Genomic DNA, 19,537 nt, shown 5'->3' with positions numbered 1-19,537 from the left:
TCGACGCGGGCGTGGCCAGCGCGCCGGCGGCGGCGATGGCGCGCAGCGTGTCTTCGATGTGGCTGCGCTGCACCGGATCGTCGAGAACCTGCAGCGCGGCGTGCGCCTGTGCTGGCGTGAGCACGACCGGAGCGGCGGGATTGGCGGGCGTCGCGGTTGGGGTGGTGGCAGCGGCTGCCGCCGACGCGTACGGTGTCCACGCGAGCGCCGTCATCCAGAGAAGCGCGGCGAACAGGGCAACGCCGCGCGGCAGGCGCAGCGTTCGTAAGACGGAAGAAAGGAGCATCCTGGGCATAGGCAAATACGGAGTCGGGCGTCGGTGACGGTCGATGAGCGTCAAGGATTAGCGGCGAAGGCCGGGGCGTCGGACGGCTTGCGGGTTGGCCGATTCAGGCAACGTCGCGGCCCGTGCCGCAGGCCACGTCTGGCGCACGATGCGCGTGGGCGCAGCGTTTCGTCGGAACATTCGACGTCGGGCCGCAAATCTCGTGCCCTATCGCGTGAAAACGAGGATGAAATCAGGGCCTGAAATCCGTCGTGAACAAGGGGCGCAACAAATGACGCAAGCACGCGAGCGCACCATCGAAGCGATAGGCGCGACGCGAGGTCCCAAAGTATGCGCCGGATGGCGATTGTGTGCCGCCAGGCCAACACTGGCGCGGTCGCGACGGCAATGTGAAAGCCCGCGCGCCAAAGAGAAAAGGAAGCGCGGAGACGACCTCAGCCCGCGTCGCTCTCGCGCCAATGCGTGAGAATGCGCGCTTTGGCGTCGAGCAGCGTGGCGACATGCGCGTCGAGTTGCTGGCGGATGCGCTCGGTCGGCCCGCCAATCGAGAGTCCGTAGAAGTCACCGCCGAAGTCGAGCGCCACGGCCACGGCAGACAACTCGGGCGCGCTCTCGCCGATATTCGCGTACCAGCCGCGCGCTTTCGCGGCGGCGGCCTGCTCGACGAGCGTCGGCAGATCGGTGGCGGTCGCTTCCGTGTAGCGCTCGAAATCGAGCTTCGCGCCGAGCGCGGCCTGCGCGTCGGGCGCGAGTTCGCCGAAGATCGCCTTGCCGATGGAGTTCGCGTGCAGCGGCCGCAGCGCGCCGGGCTGGCACGCGTAGCGCACGGACTTTTCCGATTCGACCACGTCGAGGTACACGACCGCCGCGCCGTGAATCTTGCCGAGCACGATGGTTTCGCCGCTGGCGTCGCGCAATTCGACGAGCTTCGGATGCAGCATCTCCACGACTGGATCGACGGCGTCGATCGCGCTGGCGAGCAGATGCAGACGCCGCGTCGGATAGTAGCCGCCGCGCTTGCGCACCTCGTAGAGATAGCCGCGGCTCACGAGCGTGCGCGCGAGTGCGAGACAACTCGACGACGGCACGTTGAGCAGCCGCGCCATTTCGACGAGCGGCAGCGGCCGCTGTTCGGCGGCGAAAAGCTCGAACAGGTCGAGCGTGCGGGCAACGAGTTTGACGTCCATAAATACGCGATGAAAGCGAGGCGGCGCGCGCCTGCGTGTGCGGCCGCGCCCCAAACCACGCGGCGCAACTCAGTACGACTTCGGCAACCCGAGCACCTTCTCCGCGATGAAGCAGAGAATCATCTGCGGACTGACGGGTGCGAGCCTCGGAATCATACACTCACGCAGATAGCGCTCGACGTGATACTCCTTCGCATAGCCCATGCCGCCGAGCGTGGCGATGGCGGTCTGGCACGCCTGGAACGCGGCTTCGGCGGCGAGGTACTTGGCCGAGTTCGCTTCGGCGCCGCAGGGCTGGCCCGCATCGTAGAGCGTGGCGGCTTTCATCACCATCAGATCGGCGGCTTCGAGCGACATCCACGCCTGCGCGAGCGGATGCTGGATCGCCTGGTTCTGGCCGATCGGCCGGCCGAACACCACGCGCTCCTTCGCATACTGCGTGGCGCGCGCGAGCGCCGCGCGGCCGAGTCCGACCGCCTCCGAAGCTATCAGGATGCGCTCCGGATTGAGCCCGTGCAGCAGATAGTGAAAGCCCTTGCCTTCCTCGCCGATGCGGTCCTCCACCGGCACGCGCAGATTGTCGATGAACAGCATGTTCGAATCGACCGCCTTGCGGCCCATTTTCTCGATCTCGCGCACTTCCACGCGCGCGCGGTCGAGGTCGGTGTAGAAAAGACTCAGACCGTCGGTGGGTTTGGCCACGCGATCAAGCGGCGTGGTGCGCGCGATGATCAGCATCTTGTTGGCGACCTGCGCCGTCGAAATCCAGATCTTGCGGCCCGACAGCACGTAATGATCGCCGTCGCGCACGGCCTGGGTCTTGAGATGCGTGGTGTCGAGACCGGCGTCCGGTTCGGTCACGGCGAAACAGGCCTTGTCGCGGCCTTCGATCAGCGGCGGCAGGAAGCGTCGCTTCTGCTCGTCGTTGCCGAACACCTGCACGGGATTGAGCCCGAAAATGTTCATATGCACCGCCGACGCGCCCGACAATCCCGCGCCCGAGCCGCTGATCGTGCGCATCATCAGCGCGGCTTCGGTCATGCCGAGTCCCGAGCCGCCGTGGTCCGGCGACATGGCGATGCCGAGCCAGCCCGCGTCGGCGAGCGCGCCGTGAAAGTCGTGCGGAAAACCGCCTTCGCGGTCGCGTTCGAGCCAGTAGCCGTCGTCGAAACGCTCGCAGATTTTTTCGATCGCGGCAACGATCGCTTGCTGGTCATCGGTCAGATTGAATTGCATGGCGGACATCCTCGCAAAACGAAAAAACGAAATCGACGGCGTTCAGAGCGGAAACACGCCGAACAGCACCGCGGTGAACACCATCAGCACGGTGGCGGCGAACAGAAAGGGAATCGTGAACTTCTGGTGCTCGGCCAGTTCCACGCCGGTCATGCCGACGATCAGAAACGTCGCGGGCGTGAGCGGGCTCACGGGAAAACCGGTGGTCATCTGACCGAGCAGCGCGGCCTGCGCCATCTGCACGGGCGGCACGCCGAGCATCTGGCCGCTCTGCGCCAGAACAGGCAGGATGCCGAAATAAAACGAATCGGGATCGAACAGCAGGCTCAGCGGCATCGACACGAGCCCGAGCACGAACGGCATATGGCGCGCATGTTCGGCGGGCACGTGGCGCACGATCACCTCCGCCATCGCGTTGAGCATGCCGGTGCCGGACATGATGCCCGTGAACGCGCCCGCCGCGAGCAGCACGCTCGCCATCATCAGCGCGGCTTTGGCGTGCGCGTCGACACGTTCGCGTTGCATGGCGACGTCCGGATAGTTGATGACGAGCGCGAGCACGGTGCCGATCATGAACATCACCATCGGATCGACGATGCCCGACACCAGCGTGCCGAGCACGACGAAGGTGAGCGCGAGATTGATCCAGAAGCGTTGCGGGCGGCGCAGCGCGGCTTCCTCCGGCGTGAGCGCGCGCGGCGTGGCGGCGATCGAGGCGGCGTGGGCGCGCGTGAGGCCGAGGCGCTTTTCCTCGCGCTTGCCGAGCCAGTACGCGGTGCCGAACACGAACACGAGGCCGACGATCTGCACCGGTATCATCGGATAGAAGATGACGGTGCCCGGAATGTGCAGCGCGGCGCTCGCGCGCAGCATCGGCCCGACCCACGGCAGAAAGTTGACGCCCGCCGCCATCGACGCCACGCAGGCGAGAATGCGGCGATCGAGGCCGAGGCGCGTGTAGAGCGGCAGCATCGCGGGCAGCGTGACGAGAAATGTCACCGCGCCCGAGCCATCGAGATGGATCAGCAGCGCAAGCAGCGCCGAACCCATGACGATCCGCGTCGGATGGCAGCCAACAATGCGCAGCACGCCGTTGATGATCGGGTCGAGCATGCCTGCATCAGTCAGGATTCCGAAGAAAAGAATCGCAAAAACAAACATGCCGGCCACCGGGCCGATAGTCTGCACGCCGTGCACGATGAACTTCGCCGTCGAGAGGCCGAAACCGGCGGCGAGCGCGGCGACGATCGGCACCGCGATCAGCGCCACGAGCGGCGAGAGCCGCTTCGTGATGATCAGCGTGAACAGCGCGACGATGGCGAGCGTTCCGATTAGCGCGAGCACGACGGGTCCTCCGCAGCGCCGAACACCTGCGCCGTGTGTTCGCCGAGCGCGGGCGGCGCGCTGCGATAGGTGGCGGGCGTGCGGCCGAGCTTGATCGGGGAGGCGATGCCGCTATACGTTCGGCCAGGGTCGTGCTCCGCCGCGATCTCCACTCGCATCGCGCGATGCGCCGTGTGCTGATGCGCAAGCGCCGCGCCGAGTCCGAGCACGGGCGCGCACGGCACGCCCTGGCGGATCAGCGTGTCGGCGAGTTGCGCGCCGTCCCACGCGGCGAAGCGCGCTTCGAGCGCCTCGCGCAATTCGCGGCGATGCTGGCTGCGCAGCTTGTTGTCGGCGTAGCGCGCGTCGTCGGCGAGTTCGGGCGCGGCGATCGTGCGGCACAGCGTGGCGAACTGCGCGTTGTTGCCGACCGCGAGAAAGATATCGGTGCTGCCCGTATGGAACATGTCGTAGGGCGTGATGTTCGGATGCGCGTTGCCGCTGCGCTGCGGCTCCTTGCCCGAATAGAAGTAGTTGGTCGAATGCGGATGCAGGATCGAGAGCGCGCAATCGAACAAGGTCGATTCGACGAACTGGCCGCGTCCGCTCGTATCGCGCTCGCGCAGCGCGAGCATGATGCCGAGCGCGGCGTTCAGTCCCGTCACGAGATCGACGACCGGCACGCCCACGCGCAGCGGCGCGCCGCCCGTTTCGCCGTTCACGCTCATGAGGCCGGTCAGCGCCTGGATCGCGGCGTCGTAGCCGGGCAGCGCGCCGAGCGGGCCGTCCGCGCCGAAACCGGAGATGCGGCAATGCACGAGGCGCGGAAAGCGCTGCGCGAGTGTGGCCTCATAGCCGAGACCCCAGCGTTCGAGCGTACCGATCTTGAAGTTTTCGACCAGCACGTCGGCGCTGTCGAGCAGCGCGAGCAGACGTTCGCGATCCGCGGGCTGCGAGAGATCGAGCACCGCGCCGAGCTTGTTGCGGTTCACGCCCTGGAAATAGGCGGCCGTGTCGCCGTCGAAGGGCGGCCCCCAGGTGCGCGTTTCGTCGCCGTTCGGCGGTTCGATCTTGATGACCTCCGCGCCGTGATCGGCGAGGATCTGCGTGCAATACGGACCGCCCAGCACGCGCGACAGATCGACCACGCGCAGGCCATGCAGGGAACCGGGAATGAACGACACGGCGCTTGTCTCCTTGATAGGGACTGCTGATCGATGGCGGGCTGCGCGCCTACAGGCATTAATCGCAACTAACAGCCAAGCGAAAGACGCATCCACGAAGTGGATGTCTCGCGGGACTCACAAAGACCGATAAGTCCCCAGCCTGTAGCCACGAATCGCAGATCTCAAATTCATGTGCATGAATTGATATTCACACACATGAATTTACAGGTCAAGGCAAGACGCTGTCGGCGAGCCCAGGACTGTCCCTGGTGCGCGGGTTTTGATCAGTGGCGCACGCGACGGCGCCGATGCTACCGTTAGCCCGTCTGTCCCCAAGCTGTCCTCCAACTGTCCCCCAGCGGATGCGCCAGTCGATTCGCTCGGCAGCCAACCCACACGGGCCGCGCGTCGGCCATCGGAGCGCGTGCCTATGAACAGCGTCAGCCTCGCCGGAGTGCGGAAGGGCCACTTGAGCCGCGCGCAGTTGATCGTCGCGGCCACGCTCGGCAACGCGCTCGAATTCTTCGACTTCACCGTCTACAGCTTCTTCGCGCTGACCATCGGCAAGCTGTTCTTTCCGACGATGTCGAGCTACGGCCAATTGCTGGCGTCGGTGGCGACCTTCGGCGTGGGCTTCGTGATGCGTCCGCTCGGCGGCGTCGTGATCGGCGCATACGCCGACCGCGCGGGCCGCAAACCGGCGATGACGCTCACGATCTTCCTGATGGCGCTCGGCTGCACGCTGATCGGTCTCGCGCCCACTTACGCGCAGATCGGCATCGCTGCGCCCGTCATCATCGTGTTCGCGCGGCTGTTGCAGGGTTTTTCGGCGGGCGGCGAGGTGGGCGCGTCCACGACCTTGCTGATCGAAGCGGGCACGCCCGCGAATCGCGGCCTGCTCGGCAGCATGCAGTTCGCGAGCCAGGGCGTGGGCGTGTCGCTCGGCGCGCTGACCGCCGCCGTGCTGACGACGTGCCTCACGCCGGCCGCGCTGATGTCATGGGGATGGCGCGTGCCGTTTCTGCTCGGCATCGCGATCGCGCCGATCGGCATGTGGATACGCCGCCGCATCGATGAACAGGCGCATGTGCATGCCGAAACCACGACGAACGCGAAAGCCGCGCGCATGCCCGTGCGCACCGTGCTGCGCGATCACGGCGCGCGTGCGGCGCTCGGCACGCTGCTGACGATCGGCTCGACGGTGACGGCCTACGTCGTCACGTTCTATATGCCGACCTACGCGATTCACGAACTGAAAGTGCCCGCGCCGACGGCGCTGCTGGCGGGCCTCGTGTCGGGCGTGGTGACGTTTCTGGTCGGGCCGCTGGCGGGCTGGCTGTCCGACCGATTGAGCCGCCGCGCGCTGATCTTCTGGCCGCGCGTGGCCGTGGTCGTGCTGATCTATCCCGCGTTTCTGTGGCTGTCGAGCGCGCCCGATGCGGCGCGTCTGCTGATCACGGTGGGCGGATTGAGCGTGCTGCTCGCGCTGCAGGCCGCGCCGTCGATCACCATGCTGCCCGAGATGTTCCCGCGCGCCGTGCGGGCGACGGGCATGGCGATCGTCTACAGCATCGGCGTGGCGATCTTCGGCGGCTTCGCGCAGGCGATCGCCACGTGGCTCATCAAGACGACGGGCAATCTGCTCGCGCCCGCGTGGTACGTGATGGCGTGCGTGGCGATCTCGTGCCTCGTGCTGCCGTTCATTCGCGACCTCACGGGCAAGCCGCTGGAAGACTGAACGAGCGCATCGCGAACCGCGCGAACCTCGCGCCAATCAACGCGACGCGCTGGCCTGGCGCGCCGCTTCGAGATTCGCGTCGAGCTGCCGCGCGAGCCCGTAAAGCATGCCGAGCGACGGCGCGGCGATCCCCGTGCGCCGCGCGAGTTCGTCGGGCGCGCCGAGCAGCGCTTCCACTTCGAGCGAGCGTCCCGCTTCCACGTCCTGCAGCATCGACGTCTTGAACGCGCCGAGCTTGCGCGTGATCGCATTGCGTTCCTCGATCGTCAGCGCCAGATGAATGCCGAGCGCCTCGCCGATGCCGCGCGCTTCGGCCATCACGGCGGCGACGAGCGTCAGCGTGCGCGGATCGTCGAGGATCACGTCGGCGGTCGAACGCGTGAGCGCGCTGATGGGGTTCATCGTCATGTTGCCCCAGAGCTTGGCCCAGATATCGTGCTGGATGTGCTCGCTGGCCTGCACGTCGAAGCCCGCCTGCGCGAGCAGCGCGCGCGCTTCGTGCGCGCGTGCCGCCATCTGCGGCGACGCCGCGCCGAGGATCAGCCCGTTGCCGTTGCCCTTGCGGATCACGCCCGGCCCCGCAATCGCCGACGACAGATGCACGACGCAGCCCGACGTTTGCGCGGGCGGCAGCGCCGCCGACACCACGCCGTCCGGATCGACCGACTCGAGCCGCCCGTTCGCGTACTCGCCGCCGAACGCGTGCAGGAACCACCACGGCACGCCGTTCATCGCCGAGACGATATGCGTGCGCGGCCCGACGAGCGGCGCGAGCGTGGCGGCCGCCTGCACCAGCGCCTGACCCTTGAGGCAGACGAACACGATGTCCTGCACGCCGAGATCGGCGGCGTTGTCGGCGGTGTTCACGTGGGCCGTGTAGCGCGTGGCGTCGTCCGGGCCTTCGACGATGGTGAGACCGTCGCGGCGCATGGCCTGCAGATGCGCGCCGCGCGCGAGCACGTTGATCTGCACGTCGCGATGCGCGCGCGCGAGGCGGGCGGCGATCAGGCCGCCGATCGCGCCCGCGCCGACCACGGCGATCGAGCGCGGACTGGACTGCAAAAGACTCACGACTTACTCCTTGTATGAGGGATCGATGCGCTCCACGCGGCGGATCAGCGCCGCGAGCACGTTCTCGCCCGCGCCATGCTCGGGCGAGAATTGCAACGCGTCGCGCGTGGCGCGCGCGGTGATGGCGGGATCGATCGGAATGGCCTGGCCGCGCATCGAATCGGTGGCGACCTGAATTTCGCAGGCGCGATTGAGCGTCCAGAGTAGCGCGAAAGCGTGCGCGAGATTCACGCCGTGCGCAAGCAGCCCGTGATTGCGCAGGATGAGCAGACGGCGATCGCCCATCGACTTCAGCAGACGCGGTTTTTCGTCGTCGTGCACGGTGATGCCTTCGAAGTCGTGGTACGCGACCATGTCGTGCAACTGCGCCGAATAGAAGTTCGTGGGCGCGAGCCCGCCTTCCATGCACGCGACCGCGAGCCCCGCCGTGGTGTGCGTGTGCATGACGCAATGCGCGTCGGCGACATTCGCGTGGATCGCGCTATGAATGACGAAGCCGGCGGGATTGATCGGATAGTCGCCCGGACTCAGGATCCGGCCGTCGAGATCGATCTTGACGAGATTCGACGCCTTGATTTCGTCATACGTGAGCCCGAACGGATTGATGAGGAAATGCGGCTGCGGACCAGGCACGCGCAGCGTGATGTGATTGAAGATCAGCTCGGTCCAGCCGAGTTGATGAAACACGCGATACGTGGCCGCGAGCTTCACGCGGGCGGCCCACTCCTGCGGCTCGCACCAGGCGGGACGCGCGGATGCTTCGGGGACTGTGCTCATGGTGTCTCCGTCTCCTCGTCGATGGGCTGATGCTACGCGCAAATAAATGCGTGTGCAAGCATCAAATACTGCGCGAACGACCGTGTTTTAAAGGCTTTATGAAATGGTATGCTAGCGCTGAAGACGCCTTCTGGTTGCGTTGATGAGGTGTCGAGAACCTTTGCGCGAGACGGAAATGACGGGCAAACACCCAATCGAAGAGTTGTTCACGTACCGGCTGCACGTGTTGAAGAAACAAACCGACCGCACGATGAACGAGGCGTTTGCGTCGGCGCTCGCGCTGTCGCTCACGGAGGCGCGGCTGCTGATCAGCGTCGGTGCGTTCGGGCCGATTTCGGTGTCGGATCTCGGGCGTGCGTCGAATCTCGACCGCAGCCAGGCGAGCCGCGCCACCGACGTGCTGGAGCGTCGCGGCCTGCTCGAGAAAACCACCAACGCCGCCGACGCGCGCGGCGTGCTCATCAAGCTCACGGCGCAGGGGCGCAATACGTATCGGCGCGCGTCGGCCATCTCGAAGTCGGGCAACGAAGCGATTCTCGGCGTGCTCAGCGCGCACGAACGCGAGGTGCTGCACGCGGCGCTCGCGAAGCTGGTCGAGCAGGGCGGCGCGGAAGATTGAGCCTGAATTCAGGCCTGATTTGCTAACGTTCAGCGTTGCGGCTGGCGGAATCGGCTAGCCAGTTCGCTTGCACTGCGCGCGAGCAGGCTCACGTCGCTGCCGACCGCCACGAAGGTCGCGCCCGCTTCCAGATACTCGCGTGCGATGGCGTGATCGGCGGCCAGCACGCCCGCCGCCTTGCCACGCGCCCGCACGGCGCGTAGACCCTCCACGATCGCCGCGCGCACCGCCGGCGCGCCCGGTTGACCGAGCAAGCCCATCGACGCGCTCAAATCCGCCGGACCGAAGAACACGCCGTCCACGCCTTCGACGGCGGCGATGTCGTCGAGTCGCGCAAGCGCGTGGGCCGTTTCCACCTGCACAAGCACGCACAACTGCTCGGCCGCGCCATGCAGATAATCGGCCGCGCCATTCCAGCGCGATGCGCGCGCGAGTGCGCTGCCGACGCCGCGCACGCCAAGCGGCGGATAGCGCGTGGCGGCGACGGCGGCGCGTGCTTCGTCGGCGTTTTCGATCATCGGTACGAGCAGCGTTTGCGCGCCGATATCGAGTAACTGCTTGATCAGCGCGCTGTCGTTGCGAACCGGACGCACGATCGGATGCGTGGCATGAGGCGCGACGGCCTGCAATTGCGCAAGCGTGCTGCGCAGATCGTTGGGCGCGTGCTCGCCGTCGATCAACAGCCAGTCGAAGCCCGTGGTCGCGAGCAGTTCGGTCACGTAGGCATCGGCGAGCGCGGCCCACAGGCCGATTTGCGGACGATGCTCAGCCAGCGCCTGTTTGAACGGATTGACGATAACGGGCATAAATCAGTTCGATATCCTTATGATTGGTGTGCGCTGCACTCAGACGAAATGAAAACCGATGCCGCCGAGCGGACCGTAATCGGCGTGAAACGTATCGCCCGCGCGTGCCGCAATCGGCGCTGTAAACGATCCGCTCAGAATCACATCGCCCGCTTCAAGCCGCTCGTCGTGACGCGCAATCCGGTTCGCGAGCCACGCCACACCCGTTGCCGGATGATTGAGCACGGCGGCGGCGAGTCCGCTTTCCTCGACCGCGCCGTTCTTGTAGAGCAGCGCGCCGACCCAGCGCAGATCCACGTCGAGCGGCTTCACCGGACGGCCGCCGAGCACCACGCCCGCGTTCGCGGCGAAATCGGAAATCGTGTCGAAGACCTTGCGCGGCGCCTTGGTTTCGCGGTCGAACTGCTCGATGCGCGCGTCGATGATTTCGATGGCGGGCGTGACGTAAGCCGTGGCGTCGAGCACGTCGAACAGCGTGACGTCCGGGCCTTGCAGCGGACGGCTCAGCACGAACGCGAGTTCCACTTCCACGCGTGGCGCGATAAAGCGATCCGCGCGAATGTCGGCGCCTTGCGCGATGAACATGCTGTCGAGCAGCGGCGCGTAATCGGGCTCGTCGATCTGCGAGGCACGCTGCATCGCGCGCGACGTGAGGCCGATTTTGCGACCTTTGATGACGTGGCCCGCCGCGAGCTTGAGCTTGACCCACTCGCGCTGGATCGCATAACCGTCGTCGATCGTCATCTCGGGATGCGCGCGTGAAAAGTGGCGTAGCGGCGTGCGCGTGCGTTCGGCTTCGTCGAGTTGCGCGGCCAGTTCGCGAATGCGTTGCGGATCGAGCATGATGATGTCCTGTGCGAGCGCGCGCTCACGTCTTGAGGCGCGCGTGCAGATTGTTGTGCTTCCACGCGCCTTCCTCGCTGAACTCGACGATCTCCAGCGAAAGCGCGAGCCCGTGCGCTTCGAAGGCCTCGGCGAAATGCTGCTTGATCGCCGCGAACAGCGCGTCGCCGGTTGCGCGGCGCACGTCGGCGCTGCGTCCCGCGCCGATCTTCAGGCAGCCGTGCAGGAAGGCGTGATGCGGATCGCCATCGGCGATGAAATACTGTTCGCAACGCAGTGCGCGCGTGCGGATGCCGCCGCGTGGATAGACGCGTGCGCCGTGGGCGTCGCGCTGCGCGTCGAGTACTTGCGCGAGCGTGGCGCAGAGTGTGCCGATGCTCGCGGTATCGGCGAGATTGGCGCTGTATTCAAGCGTGAGATGCGGCACGGTGCGTGTCTCCAGAAGTCGAACGCAGCATCAAGCGGGCAATGGCGTGACCGGCAACACGGCGTTGATCTGGCCGGTGCCCGAGCTGCCGAAATACGGCGTGACGATCTCCGCGCGGCCTTCGTAGCGGTCCCAGCCCAGCGCGCCGAGCAGCATGGCCGTGTCGTGCATGCCGCCTTCGCCCCAGCACGTTTCGTTGTACATCGGCAGCATGCCGCAGAACGTTTTCCAGTCGCCGCGTTCCCAGAGCGACACCACATGACGGTCGGTCTGTTCGAGAAACGGGTCCCAGACCTTATGCATGAATGGCTCGGCGCTGCCGTTGTTCGCGAAGTGATGGCTCAGCGAACCGCTCGCGAGTATCGCGACCGTGCCGTCGTAGCGCTCCTCGATCGCTTTGCGCACCGCGAGGCCGAAGCGCGCGCTGCTGGCGAGATCGTGCCAGTTGCACCAGCCCGCGATCGACACGGTTTTAAAGTGCTGATCGGCGTTCATATAGCGCATCGGCACGAGCGTGCCGTATTCGAGTCCGAGCGTGGTGTCGCTATGCGCGCGCGTTTTCACGCCCATTTCGTTGGCCACGTCGGCGATCAGATGGCCGAGCGCGGCATTGCCACCATACGCGTACTGCAGATTCTTGATGAAATGCGGCAGCTCGTTGCTGGTGTAATTGCCCTCGAAATGCGGCGCACAATTGATGTGATATTCGCTGTTCACCAGCCAGTGCACGTCGAACACCACGATCGTATCGACACCGAGTTCGCGGCAACGGCGGCCAATCTCCTTATGCCCGTCGATGGCGGCCTGGCGGCAGCCTTTGTGCGGGCCATCGAGTTCGGAAAGATACATCGACGGCACGTGGGTGATCTTTGCGGCCAACGCGAGTTTGCCCATCGCGGTCTCCTTGCTGTGACTCGCTCAAACACCCCAGTTCAAGCGCCCCAATGCGGAATGTGATGCGCGCCCATCGACACGCACACGTTCTTCGGTTCGAGGAACACGTCGTAGCTCCACGTGCCGCCTTCGCGGCCCACGCCCGAGGCCTTCGTGCCGCCGAACGGCTGGCGCAGATCGCGCACGTTCTGGCTGTTCACGAAGCACATGCCGGCTTCGATCGCGGCGGCCACGCGCAAGGCGCGGCCCGTGTTTTCGGTCCACACGTAGCTCGACAGACCATAGGCGATGTCGTTGGAAAGACGGATGGCGTCCGCTTCGTCGTCGAAGGGAATCAGGCATGCGACCGGCCCGAAGATTTCTTCCTGCGCGATGTGCATGCGGTTATCGACATCGACGAACACGGTCGGCCGCACGAAATTGCCTTGTTTCAGGGCCTCCGCCAGATCGGGCGCATCGAGGCCGCCACAGGCGAGCGTCGCGCCTTCCTTCGGTCCGAGTTCGATATAGCTGCGCACTTTCGCGAGATGGCCGGGGCTGATCATCGGGCCGACCAACGTGTTTTCGTCGAGCGGATCGCCGACCGTGATGCGTTTCGCGCGTTCGATAAAGCGCTCGGCAAATTGAGCGTAAATCGAGCGCTGCACCAGAATGCGCGAGCCCGCCGTGCAGCGTTCGCCGTTGTTCGAGAAGATCATGAACACGGCGGCGTCGAGCGCGCGCTCGAAGTCGGCGTCGTCGAAAATCACGAACGGCGACTTGCCGCCCAGTTCCATCGAGAACTTCTTGAGGCCCGCGCTCTTCACGATGCGGTTGCCGGTGGCCGTCGATCCCGTGAACGAGACAGCGCGCACGTCGGCATGCGCGACGAGCGGTTCGCCGGCTTCCTGGCCATAGCCGTGCACGACATTCAGAACGCCCGCGGGAATGCCCGCTTCCAGCGCAAGCTGGCCGAGCATCGACGCCGTGAGCGGCGACAGTTCGCTCATCTTCAGCACCGCCGTGTTGCCGAACGCGAGGCACGGCGCGACTTTCCAGGTGGCCGTCATGAACGGCACGTTCCAGGGCGAAATCAGCGCGCACACGCCGACCGGATGAAACAGCGTGTAGTTCAGGTGCGTGTTCGTGGGATAAGTGTGACCGTCGACGGCCGTGCACATCTCGGCGAAATATGTGAAGTTGTCGGCGGCGCGCGGTACGAGTTGCTTGCCGGTTTGCGAAATCGTCTGGCCGGTGTCTTTCGTTTCGGTTTGCGCGATTTCCGGCACGTTCTTCGCGATCAGTTCGCCGAGCTTGCGCACGCGTTTCGCGCGTTCGCTCGCGGGCTGCGCGGCCCACGCGGGAAACGCGTTTTTTGCGGCGCGCACGGCGAGATCGACTTCCTCTGCGCCGCCGCGCGCGACTTCGGCGAGCACGTCCTGATTCGCGGGATTCACGGTCTGGAAGTAGTCGCGGCCCGGGTGGGCGCGGCCGTCGATCAGATGGTCGATGCGCATGGCGTGCTTATTCCGTGGTGGAGGCGCGGCCGAATTCGGCATCGGACGCGATCGTGTTGATCAAGCGGCCGAGGCCGTCGATTTCGCAGATGACTTCATCGCCCGCATTCACGTTGACGACGCCTTCGGGCGTGCCGGTGAGAATGACGTCGCCGGGCGCGAGCGTCATGAAGCCGCTCAGATATTCGATCAGTTCCGCAATGCCCGTGACGAAGTCGCGGGTGTTGCCGCGTTGTTTCAGTTCGCCGTTCACGTAGGTGCGCAATTCGAGCGCGTTGACGTCGGCGATATCGGCGGCATCGACGAACCACGGGCCGAGCACGGTGCCGCCGTCGCGATTCTTCACGCGCAGATTCGGGCGGTAGTAGTTCTCCAGATAGTCGCGGATCGCGTAGTCGTTCGCGATCGTGTAGCCGGCGACATACTGCATGGCATTTTCGCGCGTGACGTGTTGCGCCGTGCGGCCGATCACGACTGCAAGCTCGCACTCGTAGTGCATGAACGTGACGTCGTCGGGGCGGCGCGTGACGCCGCGATGACCGATCACGCTGCCCGGTCCCTTGAGAAAGACGAGTGGCTCTTCCTGCTGCGTGAATTGCAGTTCTTTCGCATGTTCGGCGTAATTAAGGCCGAGCGCGAAGATCGTGCCCGCTTCGAACGGCGCGAGCCAGACCACGTCGCGTTCGTCGCGCACGCGGCCGTCGGCGAGGCGCACGCGTGGGCCGTTTTCGGTGACGATGGGCGTGGCTTCGTGTATCGCGCCTGCGTAGGCGACGCGGGCGCGCATCATGCTGCGTCTCCTTGAGCGACGAAGTCGATAGTCAGCGCGGGAAAGCCGCCGACGGTGAGCGTGGCGCGCTGATCTGCGTGCGCAACGGGTGCGCCGTGCGGCACGCCGAGCGTGATGACGTCGCCGGGCGCGAGCGTCATGAAATCGGTGACGTCGGCAAGCAGTTGCGCGACGCCGCGCACGTTCGTGGAGGTCGAGGCGCTGAAGCGCGGCTTGCCGGAAAGCTCGACGTGAATCGGCAAATCATCGGGATCGCTAATATATCGACGAGCGATAATCGACGGGCCGATCACGCAGAAGTTATCGCGCGCCCGAAAGCGCACGGAAGGACGATAGACGCTCGCGTGCGGCACGCTCAGATCGGCGACCAGCGTGTAGCCCGCGATGTAGTCGAACGCATCGCGCGCCTGAACGCGCGCAGCCGTGCGGCCCATCACGATGCCCAGCGATGCGCCCACCTGCACGCCGTTCGCGTCCGGCACGCGCACGCGCGCGCCGTGGCCCGCGAGCGTATTGCGCGGTTTGAGGTAAAGAATGGGCGCGCGCGGCGGCGCTTTGTACGGTGGCGCATGCACGGCGTCGCCGAGCGCGTCCAGCGCGTGACGGTCGTTGAGCAGCGTGCCGTAGACCGCGCCCGAGACCGGCGCGCGAAAACGCACACCACGAACGCCATCGGCGAGCAGCGCGTGAACGGCTTCGGCGCTCACGTCGCGCGGCAGCGCTTCGCCTTCGAGATGCAGCAGATGATCGGCAACGGCAAACATGGTGTGTCGTGCTTTCCCGAAAATGCTAATATGTGAGTGAGTTTGCGCTGGCGATCATCGAGCGTCAACCATCGACGATGGATTTCGCGGGTTTCCCCCAGGCCTCGTTGTTTGCCGCATCCGTCTTTCCGACTTTTCGACTTTCCGATATCGCGCCTTCAACGAAGCCACCATGTCCGATTCCTCACGCCTGTCCACGCGCGTCGCGCATCGCAATCTGCCCATGCTGCTGCTGCGTGCGCGCGAAAAGATGATGGAGCGCTTTCGTCCGCTGATCACCGCGCACGGACTCACCGAGCAGCAGTGGCGCGTGATTCGCGCGCTCAACGAAAGCGGGCCGCTGGAGCCGCGCCAGATTTCCGATATCTGCACGATTTCGAGCCCGAGCATGGCGGGCGTGCTCGCGCGGATGGAGGCGCTCGGCCTCGTGACGAAGGAACGTTTCGCCGACGATCAGCGGCGCGTGCTCGTCACGCTCACGAAGAAGAGCCATCAGCTCGTGAAGGCGATTTCGAAGGAACTGGAAGCGCGCTACGCGGCGCTGGAGGCGGAGGTGGGGCCGGAGGTGGTCGAGCGCGTGTATCGCGCCATCGACGATCTGCTGGCCGGGCTCGAGTGAGCCCGGCGCGGGGCATGACCTGAACGAACGGGGTTCAGATGAGCGCTTCGAAGGCGTCGTCGAGTTCGGCGGCGCCGGTCGGGCGCACGACGCGCGCGACTTCCGCGCCGTTGCGCAGGAAGATCAGCGTGGGCCAGAGCTTCACGCGGAACGAGCGGCCGAGCGCGCGGCCCGGGCCGTCTTCGACCTGGATGCGCTGCACGCCGGGGTGCTTCGCGAACGCGTCGCCGATCAAGGGCTGCGCGCCCTGGCAATAGCCGCACCAGTCGGTGCCGAATTCGAGTACGGCGGGGCCGCTCAGCGCATCGATCTCGTTGCGTGCGGGGGCTTTCGTGGCATAGCTCATCGCGTCTCCAGGGGCGTGTCCGTGCATCGTCATACGATACCGCAACGCGGCCGCGCGCGCTGGCGCGCATCGGCCGCGCGGCGTTAGCTCAGTTCGGCGCGCGTGGCGAACGTGACGCTCGATTCGATGCGCTCGGTCAGCCAGCCGTCGCTGCCCTGTGCGGCGACGAGCGTGTCGATGTCCGCGAGCAGCACGTCGAGTTTGTCGCCAAGCCGTTCGCGCGAGAGACTCGACATCGACAAGGGCCGCGCCTTCAATTGCTCCGCGCTGACGCGCCGGTATTCGATGACCGAGATCCGCTCGATGGCGTTGAACGCCGAGCGCGCGAGCACGTCGGTATGGCTTTCGTAATCGGCAGAACGGCGCATTTCGCGCGCGGCGTCGGTGTTCGCGTAACGGTCGAGCAGGTCGCGGTATTGCGCGGCCCAGGGGCGCTGCGGATCGTCGAGATGCGTGGTGTTGAACAGTGCGACCGCGCCGCGCTCGCCCAGCAGCGCGTCGAGCCGCGCGAGGGTATCGACGCGATCCATCCAGTGAAACGCGCGGCCGATCACCGCGAGATGAAAGCGCCCGAGGTCCGGCGAGAGGTCGTACGAACTGCCCTGGCGATAGTCGATATTGGGCGCAATGCCCGCGCCGAGCTGCGCCGCGACTTCGAGCATCGCCGGTTCCGGATCGATGGCGACGGCGCTCGCCACCCAGCTCGCGAAGGCGAGCGAAAGCTGGCCGGGGCCGCAGCCGAGATCGAGCAGGCGCTGCGTGCCGTCGAGTCCGGCGCGTTGCGCGACGCGGCGAATCAGCGCGGGCGAGTACGCGGGACGGCCGATCAGATAATGCGGCGCGGCGTTGCGGAAGCGGTCGGGCACGAAGGGCGTGATCTGGTTCATGGCGCGGGCGGGCAGGGCGGTGGGAAGAATTCGCCCAGTCTGCGGATGCGCGGCGGTGGCGTCAAGACGGCTTCAAGACCGCTTCAAAAGGAAGTCAAACCGGGCGAATCGGCGAAGGGTGAGCCTTTTCGGGAGTGAGCGTGTCGCGAAGAAAACACGCACCGTTCGATTGGTGGCGCATCGCATCGGTTGTCGTCGATGGATCGTTTTATGCCTTTAAACAAGGGATAAAACGCGTTTTCGACGCCATAAAGAAAACGAGCGCGGCACGCTTCGTGCGACGGACATCACCGTGTTCCTGCAGATCGCCGACGTTAAGGTGAGCGTTTGCGGGAGTACGCCGATGCCGCGCGGCGAGCGGCCAAGACGCGCATCCAGAAACGTGACTGCGCACACCGGATCGATCAATCGACGCCTGTTTTTCAGGGGTATTTGCGCTGACGCGCCGTGGCGGCGTCAAACCGTTCTGCCGGCTTGCGCGACGTGCGTCGCCCAAAGGTGAGAAGATTCGGGAACCGCCTGCGCGATGCACGGGCGGTCACGGGGTGCCCATTGGACGGCTGCACGCGATGGGTATATAACTGCATTGAGGCATTCTTTCGATTCCGTTTCAGCAAGAGGAACCTGTTCATCATGACGAGCGACGACACGCAAAAGCATGACGCTCAAACGCCCTCCGGGGCCACGCCGCAACCCGATCTCGAACATCTGAACGCGGCGTTCTCGCACGTCGACGAAGGTGTGCGGAGCGGCAATATCGCGGCAGGCGCGGCCAAGGGCCTCGTGTACAGCCTGATCGAAACGCTGGGCGCGCTGGTGGGCGACCCGGATCTGCCCGAACATGCCCGCTCGGGCTATGTGGGCCTGCTCGAAGCGGCGCGCGAACTGCGCGCGAAAATCGAGCGCTGACGCGGGCAGCGCTCGCGCAATTTCACGCTCGCGTCATCATCACTCGGCGAGCAGCGCCGCGGCCAGTTCGCCCGGCGCGTCGCCGATCTTCAATTCCGGCGTGCCGTGCCAGTCGGCGCAACGCTGCAGCGCACGGCGCAAGTCGGTCACGAGACGGCCGCTCGTGCGCACGCCCGGTTCCAGATGCAGCGACTTCACCTCGAATACGCCTTGCGTGCGATGCGCCTTTGCATCGACACGTCCGATGAGTTTGCCGCGATTTAATATCGGCAGTACGAAATAACCGTACTTGCGCTTGTGCGCGGGCACGTAGCATTCGATCGCGTAATCGAAGTCGAATAGCGCTACCGCGCGCTTGCGGTCCCACACCACGGGATCGAAGGGCGAGAGCAGCGTGGTGACCGTCGAGGCGAGCGTGCCGTTTGCGGCGTCGTCGGCGAGCGTCGCGTAATCGCGGTGCACGAACGCATCGTGCTTCCAGCCTTCCACGCGTGCGGGCACGAGTTCGCCCGCGTCGGCGAGCGCGTGCAGCGCTTCGGTGTACGGGCGGCGCGGCAGGCGGTAATAGTCGGCGGCCCAGTCGGCGCGGATCGCGCCCAGCGCCTTGCAGGTGCGCAGCAGCAGCGCGCGTTCGGCGTCGGCGCGCGAGGGCAGGTCGCGCGCGTCGCGCCAATGCGGCAGCACGCGCTCGGTCAGGTCGTAGACGCGCTGGAAATTGCGCCGCTCGGCCACCATCAGCGCGCCGATGGCGAACAGCACTTCGAGGTGGCGCTTTTCCGGTTTCCAGTCCCACCAGCCGTCGCTTTTCTCGCCCGCCGCGCGCGCGAAATCGGCGGAACGCACCGGCCCGCTCGCGCGAATGCGTTCGAGCAGCGCGTCGATCTCGCGCCGATGCTTCGTGTGCCATTCGCCCGCGTATTTCCAGCCCATATCCGACGGGTCGAGCATGCGATGACGCAGCAGCCCGTAGTCTTCGATCGGCACGAAACAGGCCTCGTGCGCCCAGTATTCGAACAGCCGCCCTTCGGCGAGATGCGCGTCGAGCCAGCGCGGATCGTACGCGCCCACGCGGCTGAACAGCACGAAATACGGGCTGCGCGCGACCACATGAATCGTGTCGATCTGCAATTGCGCCATGCGGCGGATCGCGTCGAGCACATCGTCTTTGGTGGCTTTGCGGCGCGGCGGCGCGAGCAGACCCTGCGCCGCGAGATGCAGCGTGCGCATGGCGGCGAGCGGCAGCGTCAGGCCGCCGCTCGCGACGGGCGCATCGGGCGCGTTTGCGGTATCGCAGCCGTCTTCGTCACGCATGCAGGCCCGCCATCGCCGCCACGGGCGTGACGCTCGCGTTCG

21 protein-coding genes are annotated in these 19,537 nt (G+C 65.9%); 4 read left to right on the top strand and 17 right to left on the bottom strand.

The genetic code is table 11. From position 1 onward, the window contains the following. From G3N97_RS24925 to G3N97_RS24905, 5 genes are all read right to left on the bottom strand, one after another. The coding region (locus G3N97_RS24925; protein ID WP_205995694.1) for a hypothetical protein at window positions 1-295 on the bottom strand (295 nt) is incomplete at its 3' end. A gap of 425 nt (window positions 296-720) precedes the next feature. After that, window positions 721-1,473 (bottom strand): IclR family transcriptional regulator, encoded by a 753-nt coding sequence (locus G3N97_RS24920; protein ID WP_205995690.1) that lies wholly within the window; start codon window positions 1,471-1,473, stop codon window positions 721-723. 69 nt (window positions 1,474-1,542) lie between these two features. Further along, on the bottom strand, window positions 1,543-2,709 hold the full coding sequence (locus tag G3N97_RS24915; RefSeq protein WP_205995688.1) for an acyl-CoA dehydrogenase family protein: 1,167 nt from the start codon (window positions 2,707-2,709) through the stop codon (window positions 1,543-1,545). A gap of 42 nt (window positions 2,710-2,751) precedes the next feature. Continuing rightward, window positions 2,752-4,053, bottom strand: a complete 1,302-nt coding sequence (locus G3N97_RS24910; protein ID WP_205995687.1) for a citrate:proton symporter — start codon at window positions 4,051-4,053, stop codon at window positions 2,752-2,754. Beyond that, the gene (locus G3N97_RS24905; RefSeq protein WP_205995686.1) at window positions 4,041-5,216 is read right to left on the bottom strand and encodes a CoA transferase; all 1,176 of its coding nucleotides are present in this window, start codon (window positions 5,214-5,216) and stop codon (window positions 4,041-4,043) included. The genes G3N97_RS24910 and G3N97_RS24905 overlap by 13 nt, the downstream gene beginning before the upstream one ends. Before the next feature lie 412 nt (window positions 5,217-5,628). Here G3N97_RS24905 and G3N97_RS24900 point away from each other — a divergent pair, with 412 nt between their 5' ends. Then, window positions 5,629-6,936, top strand: a complete 1,308-nt coding sequence (locus G3N97_RS24900; protein WP_205995685.1) for an MFS transporter — start codon at window positions 5,629-5,631, stop codon at window positions 6,934-6,936. Between the two features lie 36 nt (window positions 6,937-6,972). Here G3N97_RS24900 and G3N97_RS24895 read toward each other — a convergent pair whose 3' ends face one another. Then, window positions 6,973-8,007, bottom strand: a complete 1,035-nt coding sequence (locus G3N97_RS24895) for a 2-dehydropantoate 2-reductase (protein ID WP_346778115.1) — start codon at window positions 8,005-8,007, stop codon at window positions 6,973-6,975. A gap of 3 nt (window positions 8,008-8,010) precedes the next feature. Continuing rightward, window positions 8,011-8,784, bottom strand: a complete 774-nt coding sequence (locus G3N97_RS24890; protein ID WP_205995684.1) for a class II aldolase/adducin family protein — start codon at window positions 8,782-8,784, stop codon at window positions 8,011-8,013. A 175-nt stretch (window positions 8,785-8,959) separates the two neighbouring features. Between G3N97_RS24890 and G3N97_RS24885 the strand changes: the two genes are divergently transcribed. Further along, window positions 8,960-9,403 carry a MarR family winged helix-turn-helix transcriptional regulator gene (locus tag G3N97_RS24885; RefSeq protein ID WP_241030815.1) on the top strand — a complete coding sequence of 148 codons (444 nt, stop codon included), beginning with the start codon at window positions 8,960-8,962 and terminating at the stop codon, window positions 9,401-9,403. A gap of 29 nt (window positions 9,404-9,432) precedes the next feature. Here the strand turns inward: G3N97_RS24885 and hpaI are convergent, their stop codons facing one another. Genes hpaI through G3N97_RS24850 form a run of 7 tightly spaced genes read right to left on the bottom strand, consistent with a single transcriptional unit; the run spans window position 9,433 to window position 15,423 of the window. Continuing rightward, entirely contained in the window at window positions 9,433-10,209 is a 777-nt protein-coding gene (gene hpaI, locus G3N97_RS24880) for a 4-hydroxy-2-oxoheptanedioate aldolase (protein WP_205995682.1), read from the bottom strand. Between the two features lie 39 nt (window positions 10,210-10,248). Next, a complete protein-coding gene (gene hpaH, locus G3N97_RS24875) occupies window positions 10,249-11,052 on the bottom strand; it encodes a 2-oxo-hept-4-ene-1,7-dioate hydratase (protein ID WP_205995681.1) in 804 nt (267 codons plus the stop codon). A 25-nt stretch (window positions 11,053-11,077) separates the two neighbouring features. Beyond that, window positions 11,078-11,479, bottom strand: coding sequence for a 5-carboxymethyl-2-hydroxymuconate Delta-isomerase (locus G3N97_RS24870; RefSeq protein WP_205995679.1), 402 nt, complete (start codon window positions 11,477-11,479; stop codon window positions 11,078-11,080). Window positions 11,480-11,509: 30 nt separating this feature from the next. Further along, window positions 11,510-12,373 carry a 3,4-dihydroxyphenylacetate 2,3-dioxygenase gene (hpaD, locus tag G3N97_RS24865; RefSeq protein ID WP_205995677.1) on the bottom strand — a complete coding sequence of 288 codons (864 nt, stop codon included), beginning with the start codon at window positions 12,371-12,373 and terminating at the stop codon, window positions 11,510-11,512. 38 nt (window positions 12,374-12,411) lie between these two features. Further along, window positions 12,412-13,869 carry a 5-carboxymethyl-2-hydroxymuconate semialdehyde dehydrogenase gene (gene hpaE, locus G3N97_RS24860; protein ID WP_205995675.1) on the bottom strand — a complete coding sequence of 486 codons (1,458 nt, stop codon included), beginning with the start codon at window positions 13,867-13,869 and terminating at the stop codon, window positions 12,412-12,414. Between the two features lie 7 nt (window positions 13,870-13,876). Beyond that, window positions 13,877-14,659 carry a fumarylacetoacetate hydrolase family protein gene (locus G3N97_RS24855; protein WP_205995672.1) on the bottom strand — a complete coding sequence of 261 codons (783 nt, stop codon included), beginning with the start codon at window positions 14,657-14,659 and terminating at the stop codon, window positions 13,877-13,879. Next, window positions 14,656-15,423, bottom strand: coding sequence for a fumarylacetoacetate hydrolase family protein (locus G3N97_RS24850; RefSeq protein ID WP_205995670.1), 768 nt, complete (start codon window positions 15,421-15,423; stop codon window positions 14,656-14,658). Before G3N97_RS24850 ends, G3N97_RS24855 begins: the two co-directional genes overlap by 4 nt. Before the next feature lie 223 nt (window positions 15,424-15,646). Between G3N97_RS24850 and hpaR the strand changes: the two genes are divergently transcribed. Next, on the top strand, window positions 15,647-16,042 hold the full coding sequence (gene hpaR / locus G3N97_RS24845; protein WP_065064453.1) for a homoprotocatechuate degradation operon regulator HpaR: 396 nt from the start codon (window positions 15,647-15,649) through the stop codon (window positions 16,040-16,042). A gap of 34 nt (window positions 16,043-16,076) precedes the next feature. Here hpaR and G3N97_RS24840 read toward each other — a convergent pair whose 3' ends face one another. Then, a complete protein-coding gene (locus tag G3N97_RS24840; protein WP_346778114.1) occupies window positions 16,077-16,388 on the bottom strand; it encodes a thioredoxin family protein in 312 nt (103 codons plus the stop codon). Window positions 16,389-16,471: 83 nt separating this feature from the next. Beyond that, window positions 16,472-17,275 carry a class I SAM-dependent methyltransferase gene (locus tag G3N97_RS24835; protein ID WP_205995666.1) on the bottom strand — a complete coding sequence of 268 codons (804 nt, stop codon included), beginning with the start codon at window positions 17,273-17,275 and terminating at the stop codon, window positions 16,472-16,474. A gap of 633 nt (window positions 17,276-17,908) precedes the next feature. Between G3N97_RS24835 and G3N97_RS24830 the strand changes: the two genes are divergently transcribed. Continuing rightward, on the top strand, window positions 17,909-18,184 hold the full coding sequence (locus G3N97_RS24830) for a hypothetical protein (RefSeq protein ID WP_205995664.1): 276 nt from the start codon (window positions 17,909-17,911) through the stop codon (window positions 18,182-18,184). Window positions 18,185-18,223: 39 nt separating this feature from the next. On the opposite strand, the gene G3N97_RS24825 is transcribed toward G3N97_RS24830, so the two are convergent. Next, window positions 18,224-19,411 carry a crosslink repair DNA glycosylase YcaQ family protein gene (locus G3N97_RS24825; RefSeq protein WP_241030816.1) on the bottom strand — a complete coding sequence of 396 codons (1,188 nt, stop codon included), beginning with the start codon at window positions 19,409-19,411 and terminating at the stop codon, window positions 18,224-18,226. Between the last annotated feature and the right edge of the window lie 126 nt (window positions 19,412-19,537).

Source organism: Paraburkholderia sp. Ac-20347 (assembly GCF_017104805.1).
In the GTDB taxonomy this organism is placed as follows: domain Bacteria; phylum Pseudomonadota; class Gammaproteobacteria; order Burkholderiales; family Burkholderiaceae; genus Paraburkholderia; species Paraburkholderia tropica.
Note: the sequence above shows the minus strand (reverse complement) of the source record. Positions and strands in the feature narration are given on the sequence as shown.